Origin of the sequence: Phyllobacterium sp., from assembly GCF_037994405.1 — a bacterium.
Taxonomy (GTDB): Bacteria; Pseudomonadota; Alphaproteobacteria; order Rhizobiales; family Rhizobiaceae; genus Phyllobacterium.
Genome location: NZ_JBBNAN010000244.1, coordinates 1 through 11,668 on the forward strand (window position 1 = coordinate 1; position 11,668 = coordinate 11,668).

Here is an 11,668-nt window from a genome sequence, read left to right on the forward strand (position 1 = left end):
ACCTCCCTCATGGTGAGCTTGTCGAACCACGCAACGATGGATATGCCAAACCTATGAAAACCTGTTTCAAATCATTTAATCTCGAGCCGGGTTGCTTCTTTGAACGTTTGCCCGTATAAGCCGCCCGTTCATTGCTCGGCGTCAGCTGGGGGCTGAACGGAGGGCCGGATGAAAATCCGTCGTAGCGTAAAGCTTCAGCCTCCCGTGTCTCCGCTCTCGATCGTCTCCATCAGCGTCCTTTCTTCCCCGGTCTTCCGGCAGAGAGATTCGCAGAGGTTTACCGTTGGCCCGGGCAATATTAACGAAGAAAGGCAAAGACAATGGCTCTTTATGAACATGTGTTCCTTGCCCGACAGGACATTTCGCAGCAGCAGGTCGATGCGCTTGTAGAACAGTACAAGGGTATCATCGAGACCAATGGCGGCACAGTCGGGCGTATTGAAAGCTGGGGACTTCGTGCCCTCACCTATCGTATCAACAAGAACCGCAAGGCGTATTACTCCCTGCTCAACATCACTGCTCCTGCAGCAGCTGTTGCCGAGCTCGAGCGCCAGCAGCGCATCAACGAAGACGTCCTGCGCTTCATGACCATCCGCGTTGACGAACACGAGGAAGGCCAGTCGGCCATGCTCGCGCGCCGTGACGATCGCCGCGACCGCGACGACAACAAGTTCGGTGGCCGCGATGATGACCGTCCGCGCCGTCCACGCCGTCCGCGTGACAACGAAGCCGGTGAAGGAGCAGAATAATGGTTGATATCAATCAGATCCCGACCCGCCGTCCGTTCCATCGCCGCCGCAAGACCTGCCCGTTCTCGGGTGCCAATGCGCCGAAGATTGACTACAAGGACATCAAGCTCCTGTCGCGCTACATTTCCGAGCGTGGCAAAATCGTTCCTTCCCGTATCACGGCTGTCAGCCAGAAGAAGCAGCGCGAACTCGCCCAGGCGATCAAGCGTGCGCGTTTCCTCGGCCTGCTGCCATACGTTGTAAAGTAAGAACTATCGAGGGCGGCGGGTATGCCTGCCGCCTTCACCTCTCCATCCGCGACGGGCGCGGGTCTGGTGAACTAGAAAACCCAAGTTGAGGAACTGGTTGAAAAACCGCCTCTAACTGCTTCGGCAAGCAGGACAGCGAGCGAAATGAAACCGACTGCAAAAGATATTGGCGTTGGAGTGTTGGCGGGCCTTGCGGCAGCGCTGCTCTCGGTTGGCGTTATCACGCAATCGACCCTCGCCATGGCATTGCTGCTGTTCTCGCCGCTGCCGATCTTTGTCGCTGCGCTCGGCTGGGGAACAGCCGCTGGTTTTATTGCCGCGTTGTCTATGGCCATTGCCGTTTCCGTGCTTGCCGCACCGACCGCCGCTCTCATCGTCGTACTGATCACTGCCCTTCCCGCCGCGGCTGCGGCCTATTTCACCGGGCTTGCGCGTCCGGCCGATGAAATCGGCGGGCCAAAGGACGTCTATGTCTGGTATCCGCTCGCTGATACGCTGTTGCGGCTCGCCCTGATCGTCGGTGCCAGCTTTATTGTCATCGGTGTCATGATCGGGTTCGGCGAGGATCTTGCTGGCGAACTTGCAAAGTCGCTGGGCCAGCAGCTTGCTGCCAGCAATCCGGAACTGGCTTCGAACGCCGACGTAGCGCAAAGCATGGCGGAGTTTGTCGTGCGCGTGCTACCCGCTCTGCAGCCTGCCGTATGGATGATGGTAATCGTCGCCAATCTCTATCTGGCGCTGCGACTTACAGCTGCGTCGGGCAAACTGCGCCGCCCCAAGGATGACTGGCCACGTGCGCTGCGCATGCCGCGCCCTGCGCTCGTCATTTTTGCCGTTGCCTGCGCCGCCTGCTTTCTGCCGGGCGGTGTTGGCTATGCAGCGACGGCGATCGCTGGCGCACTTGGCGCGGGTTTCATGATGGCGGGTTTTGCCATGCTGCACGCAAGGACACGCGGTGCGCCGTGGCGCCCGGTCGCCCTGTGGTTCGCCTACCTTGCGGTCATGCTTTTTGCCTTCGTGCTCTTCCTCTTCCTTCTGGCCGGTCTGTTCGACACATCGCGCAACGCACCGGTCTCGAAGGCTGCAAATACAACACCACCCAGTAACGACAATTGAACATCAGAACTTGAAAGGAAAACTCAATGGAAGTCATTCTTCTCGAACGTGTCAGCCGCCTCGGCCAGATGGGCGAAACAGTCAAGGTAAAGGACGGCTTTGCCCGTAACTTCCTTCTGCCGCAGGGCAAGGCTCTTCGCGCCAACGAAGCCAACAAGAAGAAGTTCGAAGGCCAGCGCGCCCAGCTCGAAGCCCGTAACCTCGAGCGCAAGACCGAAGCCCAGGCGATCGCCGAAAAGCTCGACGGCAAGACATTCGTCGCCGTTCGCTCGGCCGGCGAAACCGGCCAGCTTTACGGTTCAGTTTCGACGCGCGATATCGCCGACCTGATCACGGCCGAAGGTTTCTCGCTCAACCGCAACCAGGTTGAACTGAACACGCCAATCAAGACAATCGGCCTGCACAGCATCGTTCTGGCGCTGCACCCGGAAGTTGAAGCAACGGTTACTATCAATATCGCCCGTACAGCCGATGAAGCCGAGCGTCAGGTAAAGGGTGAAGATCTCACCTCGGCCCAGGCGATCTATGGCATTGAAGAAGCACCGCTTTCGGACGAATTCTTTGATGAGGACGAAGAAGGCGAAGAAAACGCCTGATTTTACTCGATTGATCATTCAAAAGAATGATCCCATCAATATTTTGAAACACCCGGTAGCGATGCCGGGTGTTTTTTTGCTTTTCAGGAACAAAAAATCGATTAGATTTATTTGTCCTACCCATGCCCGACCTGGACTCCTCCCGAGTCGCTCTATGGCCGAGCTCTGTCGTCAATGATGGAGATTGTTCATGAATGCCATTCTAAAGGCTGCACTTTCACGACTGATACACACTGGTACATTGGTAATAACCGACTCTTCCGGCAAATCCCGAACCTTCGGTGATGGAACCGGCGTGCCTATACACTTCCGCATCAACAGCGCGGCTGCGGAGCGGAAAATTGCCTTCGATCCGTCACTGCATTTCGCCGAAGCCTATATGAACGGCGAAATCGACGTCCTTGACGGCGATATTTATGACGTCTTGAAGATCATCTTCGAGAACACCGGCGCTACCGTCGCCAGAGAACCCTGGATGCTGGCGATCGAAGGTATTCGCCGCGCCACCCGCCGCCTGCACCAGATGAACACCCTGACGCGGGCATCCAGCAATGTGCAGAGGCACTATGATCTTTCGGAAGATATCTACCGGCTGTTCCTCGATACGGACATGCAATATTCATGCGCCTATTTCGAGCGGCCGGATGCCACGCTGGAAGAGGCACAAATGGCGAAAAAGCGCCACATCGCGGCCAAGCTGCTGGTTGAGAAGGGTCACAAGACCCTCGATATCGGCTGCGGCTGGGGTGGCCTCGGGCTTTATCTCGCCAAGCACCTCGAAGCCGATGTCACCGGCGTGACACTTTCTCAGGAGCAGCATGGCATCGCTAACAAGCGCGCATTCGAAGAGGGCCTGACAGCCCAGGCGCGATTTGACCTGCGCGATTACCGGACGATCGAGGAGAGTTTCGACCGGATTGTCTCCGTCGGCATGTTCGAGCATGTCGGTATCGGGCATTTCCCCGAATATTTCCAGCATACTGCGCGCTTGCTCAAGAAGGATGGAGTTTTCCTTTTGCATTCGATCGGCCGCTCGGATGGGCCGTCCTATACCAACGCCTTCATCCAGAAATACATCTTCCCCGGCGGTTATATCCCTGCGCTGTCCGAGGTCATCCCGCATATCGAAAAGGCGGGCCTGGTGATCACCGATATCGAGATCCTGCGCCTGCACTATGCCGAAACGCTACGGATCTGGCGGGACCGCTTCATGGCCAATCGCGAAATGGCCAAGGCGATCTATGATGAGCGCTTCTGCCGGATGTGGGAATTCTATCTCGCAGCTTCCGAAGCGGCGTTCCGCTGGCAGAACCTGGTGGTGTTCCAGATACAATTGGCGCATCGGCAGGAGGCTGTGCCACTGACGCGGAATTATATCGAGAAGGAAGAAAGGCGGCTCAAGCGGCTCGAATGCGAACGCAGTTCAGCCAACAGCCAGGTCAATACGAAAGAATCAGTCGCCGGGCGGTAGAACTCGGCTCCCTCCCCCTTGTGGGGAGGGAGCCTGCAAAGCAGCAGGGAGGGTCGTCTGCAACTCACCCGGTTTGCGAGTGTTTTTCTTAAAAAACCCCTCCCCGGATCTGCGATCCGTCCCTCCCCACAAGGGGGAGGGCAAGGCGATGGTACCATCCGCACGAGCAATCAACCTTCGCCACTACACCTCCCATAATTTGCAGAAACCATCGTTGAGGCTGTACATTCAGCACTGGTCGATTCGAGCCCGAATCAGCTCCAACGAGTCAAGCTGTAAACACCCTGTTTTGTACTTCTTATGTGGATGGAAATGTATATTCCGCCCCTGCGTTGCGTCGACACAAACGCCATGGCCATAGTGATTGGGAACGGGAAAATACAAGATGGCTGAAGCAACGGTACGCAAGATCAACGAGGCGCGGGACGCATTTTACCGCGAAGCCCCGAACAATATCGAGGCGGAACAGGCCTTGCTCGGTGCGATCCTCGTCAATAATGACGCTTTCTACCGTGTTTCCGACTTCCTGAAGCCGACCCATTTCTACGAGCCGCTGCACCGGAAGATTTTCGAAGTCTCGTCCGACATGATTCGCATGGGCAAGATGGCGAATCCGGTAACACTCAAGACTTTCCTGCCCGCCGAGGAAAAAGTCGGTGAGATGACGGTGATGCAATATCTTGCCCGTCTTGCCGCAGAAGCCGTCACTGTCATCAACGCCGAAGATTACGGCCGCGCCATCTATGATCTCGCCACACGTCGTGCGCTTATCACGATCGGCGAGGATATGGTCAACATCGCCTATGATGCGCCGGTCGATGTCGCGCCGCAGGGCCAGATCGAGGATGCGGAACGGCGTCTCTTCGAGCTTGCGGAAACCGGCCGCTATGATGGCGGCTTCCAGACCTTTACCGATGCGGTCAAGACCGCGGTCGACATGGCCAATGCCGCCTTCATGCGCGACGGCCATCTCTCCGGCATTTCTACCGGCATCCGCGCCCTCGATGCCCGCATGGGCGGCTTGCAGCCTTCGGACTTGATCGTCCTCGCCGGACGTCCGGGCATGGGCAAGACCTCGCTTGCCACGAACATCGCCTTCAACATTGCTGCCGCCTATGAACCGGAACAGCTGGCGGATGGAACATTCAAGGCGAAGAATGGCGGCGTTGTTGGTTTCTTCTCGCTCGAAATGTCGTCTGAACAGCTGGCGACACGTATCATCTCCGAGCAATCGGAAATCAGCTCCTCGAAAATCCGCCGTGGCGAGATCAGCGAAGCCGATTTCGAGAAGCTGGTAGCCTGTTCGCAGCACATGCAGAAGGTGCCGCTCTACATCGACCAAACGGGTGGTATTTCGATCGCCCAGCTTGCGGCGCGAGCACGCCGTCTGAAGCGCCAGCGCGGGCTCGATGTGCTGGTCATCGACTATATTCAGCTGATGCAAGGGTCGTCCAAGCGCGCGTCGGAAAACCGCGTGCAGGAAATCACGGAAATCACCACCGGCCTCAAAGCGCTCGGCAAGGAGCTGAATACGCCGATCATCGCCCTTTCCCAGCTCTCCCGTCAGGTTGAGAGCCGCGAGGACAAGCACCCGCAGCTCTCCGACTTGCGTGAATCGGGTTCGATCGAGCAGGATGCCGACGTGGTGCTTTTCGTTTATCGTGATGAGTACTACATCAAGAACAAGGAACCGAAGGCTGGTACCGAAGAGCACTTCAAATGGCAGGCGGATCTCAACGAAGCCATGGGCAAGGCCGAAGTCATTGTCGCCAAGCAGCGTCACGGCCCGACAGGCACGGTGAGACTGGCATTCCAGGCGGAATATACCCGCTTTACCGACCTTGCCGAAGACTCGCATCTGCCAGAACGGTTCGAGTGATCATTTGATTGCCAGGAAACCTCAGATCACAACCGCCGGTGCCGATCCACGGCTCGCAGGCGGGCGCCTCACAATCGACCTTGACGCGCTCGTCGCGAACTTTCGGCTTCTCGCAGAGAAGTCGAAGCCAGCACAGACGGGTGCGGTGGTTAAGGCCGATGCCTATGGCCTGGGAATCGTGCACGTCATCCCGGTGCTATGGCAGGCGGGATGCCGCACGTTCTTCGTGGCGCTGGCTGAGGAGGGTCTGCGTGTAAAGGCCTTCGCACCCGATGCGCGGGTGTTCATTCTCAATGGCTTCTTTGCAGAGGCATTTCCGGTCTACGAACAATCTGACCTGATCCCGGTGCTGGGCTCGCTGCATGAGCTCAGCCTTTGGGAGACGCTAAACAAGGGCCGCACAGACAAGCTGCCCTATGCGCTGCACGTCGACACCGGCATGAACCGCCTTGGTCTCGGCGTCGATGAAGCGCTTGCCTTTGCTGCGGATGAACAGGCCGAAAAGCCAGTGCTTTTGATCACGCATCTTGCGACCGGCGACGATCCAGCCCATGCGCTGAACCAACGACAATTCGAGTCATTTCAAAAGCTTCGCGCTGCTTTTGCAGGAATTGAATCAAGCATCGCCAATTCGCCCGGCATTTTTCACGCCGCAAGCGGCAATTTCGATCTCAGCCGCCCCGGCGTTGCAATGTATGGCGGCGAACCGCTCTCAGACTCTACCAATCCCATGCGCCCCGTGGTGACACTCGAAGCGCGCATCGTGCAAATCCGCACGGGATTGAAGGGCGAGACCGTCGGCTACGGCGCAACGGCGACGCTCAAACGCGATACGCGCATCGCCATTTGTTCGGTTGGCTATGCGGACGGCTATCTGCGCTCTGCGTCCGGTAGCGGCGTGCCGCTGCGTAATGCAGTTCCGGGTGGTGGCGAAGGCTTTGTCGCGGGCAAAAAGGTGCCGGTCATTGGCCGTGTCACTATGGACCTCACGTCATTTGATATAACCGATCTTGCCGAAAATGCAGTGAAGCCCGGCGACTATATCGAGTTCTTCGGGCCGAACATCGCGCTTGATGATGCCGCCCGTGCAGCAGGCACAATAGGTTATGAATTGCTGACAAGTCTTGGAAATCGTTATCACCGCCGCTACCTCAATACGAAAAAAGGCGAGTGATGGCCAAGCCAAGGATTCAATTTATCTGCCAAAATTGCGGTGCGGTGCACACGCGCTGGGCGGGAAAGTGCGATGAGTGCGGTGAGTGGAATACGCTTGTCGAGGAAGGCACGTCGGGTGGTATCGGCAGCGGACCGGGAAAGCTGTCGGGACGCAAGGGGCGCGCGGTTGCTCTCACCACCCTCTCCGGTGAAATCGAGGATGCACCGCGCATCCAGGCCGGAATCGGCGAACTTGACCGCGTCACGGGTGGCGGCTTCGTACGCGGGTCGGCCATACTCGTCGGCGGTGATCCCGGCATTGGCAAGTCCACGCTGCTCACCCAGGCAGCTGCCGCGTTGTCACGCAAAGGCAATCGAGTCGTATATGTTTCTGGTGAAGAAGCCGTCGCGCAGATCCGACTGCGGGCGCAACGATTGCACGCGGCAGACACGGATGTGCTGCTCGCAGCGGAAACCAATGTCGAAGACATTCTGGCGACAATCTCCGGTTCGAAACGGCCGGATTTGATCATCATCGATTCGATCCAGACGCTTTGGACCGACGCAGCCGATTCGGCACCTGGAACGGTCACGCAGGTCCGGGCCGGCGCGCAGGCGATGATCCGCTATGCGAAGCAGACCGGTGCAGCGGTCGTTCTCGTTGGCCATGTGACCAAGGAGGGCCAGATTGCAGGGCCGCGCGTGGTCGAACACATGGTCGACGCTGTGCTTTATTTCGAAGGGGAAGGTGGTCACCATTACCGCATTCTTCGTACGGTGAAGAACCGTTTCGGGCCGACTGACGAGATCGGGGTGTTTGAAATGTCGGACCGGGGTTTGCGTGAAGTTGCCAATCCTTCCGAGCTTTTTCTCGGCGAACGCAACGAAAAGTCGCCGGGAGCGGCGGTTTTCGCCGGTATGGAAGGAACCCGCCCGATTCTCGTGGAGATCCAGGCCTTGGTCGCGCCCTCCACGCTCGGCACGCCGCGCCGCGCCGTTGTGGGCTGGGACGGTAACCGACTGTCAATGATTCTGGCCGTGCTTGAAGCGCATTGCGGCGTGCGCTTCGGTCAGCACGATGTTTACCTTAATGTGGCGGGCGGATATCGGATTACTGAGCCTGCAGCAGACCTTGCGGTTGCATCTGCATTGGTTTCCTCCATTGCCGGTATTGCCCTTCCTGCAGATTGCGTCTATTTCGGCGAAGTCAGTTTATCTGGCGCGGTTCGCCCGGTGGCGCACGCGGTGCAGAGACTGAAAGAAGCAGATAAGCTTGGGTTCAAGCAGGCTGTTCTTCCCAAGGGAAGTAACGACGTGTCGAAGAACGGCAATGCTCGTCTGACCGAGACGGCTTCGCTGCCGGACCTTGTGGCCCGGATCGCGGCGTCGGGACCAGGCAAGAGACAACGCGAAGACTGATTGGGGATGAAAATAAATGCCGATTACGTTACTTGACGGAATTCTATTGGGCATCACCCTTGTTTCGGCGGTCCTGGCCATGGTGCGCGGCTTCTCGCGCGAGGTGCTATCGGTTGTATCCTGGGCAGCGGCGGCTGCCGCGGCGTACCTCCTTTATAAGCCTGTCGTGCCCTTCCTGACCCCCTATATCAGCAATGATACCATTGCTCAGATCGCGGCAGCAGGCTTGGTCTTCATCGTCACGCTGATTGTCGTCTCAATCATCACCATGAAAATTGCCGATTTCATCATCGACAGCCGAATCGGCGCACTCGATCGCACGCTTGGTTTCGTTTTTGGCGCCGCACGCGGGGTCCTGCTGGTGGTTGTGGCCATGCTGTTCTTCAACTGGCTCGTCCCCGAGAACCAGCCGGCATGGGTCGGCCAGGCCAAATCCAAGCCGATGATCGACCAGCTTGGCGCAAAGCTGATTGGCCTGCTTCCGGAGGATCCGGAGTCAACGATCTTGAAGCGTTTGAAGCCCGGCACGACGGCCGCACCTGACTCAGCACCGGATGGAACAGCGCCGGAACCGAAGGAAGACATTCCGCCGGAAGGTACGACAAACCAGTAATCGCAGAGCAGAAGGACATAACTGCGTCAATATTGGCATATATCGGCTCTTGGCGTTTGTTTGGTAATGCTCCATATAGTGTGACATAATACAAACTAGGCACAATTGACTCTGCGGCGAAAGGCTGGCGGCAATGACCGACATTTCTCGTGACGATAATCAATTGATGTCCCTCGATGACGACACACTGCACGAAGAGTGCGGTGTGTTTGGCATTTTGGGGCATCCCGACGCAGCAACCCTGACTGCGCTCGGATTGCATGCCCTGCAGCATCGCGGGCAGGAAGCCGCCGGTATCGTCTCCTATGATGGACGCCAGTTCTGTTCTGAACGCCGTATGGGCCTCGTTGGCGACCACTACACCAACCCGGCCACCCTCGCGCAGCTGCCCGGCGACAGGGCTATTGGCCATGTGCGCTACTCCACGACAGGCGATGCAGCTCTGCGCAACGTTCAGCCTCTGCTTGCCGAGCTGGAAATCGGCGGTATCGCCATTGCCCATAATGGCAATTTCACCAATGGCTTGACCCTGCGTCGCCAGCTCATCGCCGATGGCGCTATCTGCCAGTCCAATTCCGATACCGAAGTCGTGCTGCATCTCATTGCGCGTTCGCGCCACGCCTCTTCCAGCGACCGCTTCATCGACGCGATCCGCCAAATGGAAGGCGGCTATGCGATGCTTGCCCTCACCCGTACCAAGCTGATTGCAGCACGTGATCCGATCGGCATCCGCCCTCTGGTCATGGGTGACCTCGATGGCAAGCCAATCTTTGCTTCAGAGACCTGTGCACTCGACATCATTGGCGCGAAGTTCGTACGCGACATCGAGAATGGCGAAGTGGTGGTCTGTGAAATCCAGCCGGATGGCTCGATCAGCATCGACACATTCAAGCCGCAAAATCCGAAACAGGAACGCCTTTGCCTGTTCGAGTATGTCTATTTCGCCCGTCCGGATTCAGTCGTCGGCGGTCGGAACGTCTATACGGCACGCAAGAACATGGGCATCAACCTTGCCAAGGAAGCACCGCTGGAGGCCGATGTCGTCGTGCCGGTCCCCGATGGTGGCACGCCAGCAGCGATCGGATTTGCGCAGGCAAGCGGTATCCCCTTTGAGCTCGGCATCATCCGCAACCATTATGTCGGCCGTACGTTCATTGAGCCGACCCAGTCGATCAGAGCGTTTGGCGTAAAGCTGAAGCACTCGGCTAATCGTGCCGTCATCGAAGGCAAACGCGTCGTGCTGGTCGATGATTCCATTGTTCGCGGCACGACGTCGGTCAAGATCGTGCAAATGATCCGCGATGCAGGTGCAAGCGAGGTGCATATCCGCGTTGCCAGCCCGATGATCTACCATCCTGACTTCTACGGCATCGACACGCCCGATGCAGACAAGCTGCTTGCCAACCAATATGCGGACCTTGCCGCCATGTGCGACTATATCGGCGCGGATTCGCTGGCATTCCTGTCAATCGACGGACTGTACAAGGCTGTTAGCGGTGCTCCACGTGATCCACGCGCGCCATTGTTCACCGATCACTATTTCACTGGCGATTATCCGACGCGGCTCCTCGACAAAGACGGTCCCAGCAACGTCCACAAGCTTTCGCTTCTCGCAAACAACGGTTGAGTTTTTTTCACGATGATTTCTGACGGCAGTTTTCGGCTGGACGGCAAGCTTGCGCTTGTCACCGGCGCATCCCGCGGCATTGGCTATTGCCTTTCCAAAGAGCTCGCCAGCCGCGGCGCCCATGTGATAGCCGTTGCCCGTACGGTGGGCGGCCTCGAGGAACTCGACGATGAGATCAAGGCGGCAGGTGGAACAGCCACGCTGGTCCCCTTGGATCTAACGGACATGCCGGCCATCGATCGGCTTGGTGGCTCGATCCACGAACGTTGGGGCAAGCTCGACATCATGGTCGCCAATGCCGGCATTCTCGGCACGATTTCGCCGATTGGCCATGTCGAGGCGAAGGTGTTCGACAAGCTGATGGCGATCAACGTCTCAAGTGTCTGGCGCCTGATCCGGACCACCGATCCGCTGCTGAAGCTCTCGGACGCCGGCCGGGCCATCTTGGTCTCGTCCGGTGTTGCCCATACCGCCCGTCCCTATTGGGGACCCTATGCTGCATCCAAGGCCGCGGTAGAGGTCATGGCGAGGACCTGGGCGGAAGAATCGCACCAGACCCGGCTGCGCGTGAATTCCGTCAATCCCGGCGCAACCCGCACCGCAATGCGGGCGCAGGCGATGCCCGGCGAAGATCCCGATACGTTGCCGACGCCGGCCGAGGTAGCCGCCAAGATTGCGCTACTGTGCGATCCTGCACTCGAAGTGACGGGCAAGCTCTATGATGTCCGGGCTGGCAAACTGCTGAGCTACAACGAGCCGAGCTAGCCCGCGAGGCGGACCACCCGGTCCCCTGTC

The 11,668-nt window shown here is 58.1% G+C and carries 11 protein-coding genes; all 11 read left to right on the top strand.

The window, feature by feature from the left end; all coding sequences use genetic code 11:
• The first annotated feature begins 320 nt into the window (after positions 1 to 320).
• Positions 321 to 749: a 30S ribosomal protein S6 gene (gene rpsF, locus AAAC48_RS13755; protein ID WP_113483656.1), complete on the top strand. Its 429-nt coding sequence runs from the start codon at positions 321 to 323 to the stop codon at positions 747 to 749.
• Positions 749 to 997: a 30S ribosomal protein S18 gene (gene rpsR / locus AAAC48_RS13760; protein ID WP_027229803.1), complete on the top strand. Its 249-nt coding sequence runs from the start codon at positions 749 to 751 to the stop codon at positions 995 to 997. The genes rpsF and rpsR overlap by 1 nt, the downstream gene beginning before the upstream one ends.
• A gap of 144 nt (positions 998 to 1,141) precedes the next feature.
• Positions 1,142 to 2,113 (top strand): DUF2232 domain-containing protein, encoded by a 972-nt coding sequence (locus AAAC48_RS13765; protein WP_340654716.1) that lies wholly within the window; start codon positions 1,142 to 1,144, stop codon positions 2,111 to 2,113.
• A gap of 26 nt (positions 2,114 to 2,139) precedes the next feature.
• Complete coding sequence (gene rplI / locus AAAC48_RS13770; protein WP_340654717.1) at positions 2,140 to 2,709, top strand: 50S ribosomal protein L9; 570 nt, start codon at positions 2,140 to 2,142, stop codon at positions 2,707 to 2,709.
• Positions 2,710 to 2,899: 190 nt separating this feature from the next.
• Entirely contained in the window at positions 2,900 to 4,180 is a 1,281-nt protein-coding gene (locus AAAC48_RS13775; protein ID WP_340654718.1) for a cyclopropane-fatty-acyl-phospholipid synthase family protein, read from the top strand.
• A gap of 385 nt (positions 4,181 to 4,565) precedes the next feature.
• Positions 4,566 to 6,059, top strand: a complete 1,494-nt coding sequence (locus AAAC48_RS13780) for a replicative DNA helicase (protein WP_340654719.1) — start codon at positions 4,566 to 4,568, stop codon at positions 6,057 to 6,059.
• Between the two features lie 4 nt (positions 6,060 to 6,063).
• Positions 6,064 to 7,233 (top strand): alanine racemase, encoded by a 1,170-nt coding sequence (gene alr / locus AAAC48_RS13785; RefSeq protein WP_340654720.1) that lies wholly within the window; start codon positions 6,064 to 6,066, stop codon positions 7,231 to 7,233.
• Positions 7,233 to 8,633, top strand: coding sequence for a DNA repair protein RadA (radA, locus tag AAAC48_RS13790; protein ID WP_340654721.1), 1,401 nt, complete (start codon positions 7,233 to 7,235; stop codon positions 8,631 to 8,633). The genes alr and radA overlap by 1 nt, the downstream gene beginning before the upstream one ends.
• A gap of 16 nt (positions 8,634 to 8,649) precedes the next feature.
• Positions 8,650 to 9,246, top strand: coding sequence for a CvpA family protein (locus AAAC48_RS13795; RefSeq protein WP_340654722.1), 597 nt, complete (start codon positions 8,650 to 8,652; stop codon positions 9,244 to 9,246).
• A gap of 133 nt (positions 9,247 to 9,379) precedes the next feature.
• Complete coding sequence (gene purF, locus AAAC48_RS13800) at positions 9,380 to 10,873, top strand: amidophosphoribosyltransferase (protein WP_340654723.1); 1,494 nt, start codon at positions 9,380 to 9,382, stop codon at positions 10,871 to 10,873.
• Positions 10,874 to 10,885: 12 nt separating this feature from the next.
• A complete protein-coding gene (locus AAAC48_RS13805) occupies positions 10,886 to 11,638 on the top strand; it encodes an SDR family NAD(P)-dependent oxidoreductase (RefSeq protein WP_340654724.1) in 753 nt (250 codons plus the stop codon).
• Positions 11,639 to 11,668: the final 30 nt, after the last annotated feature.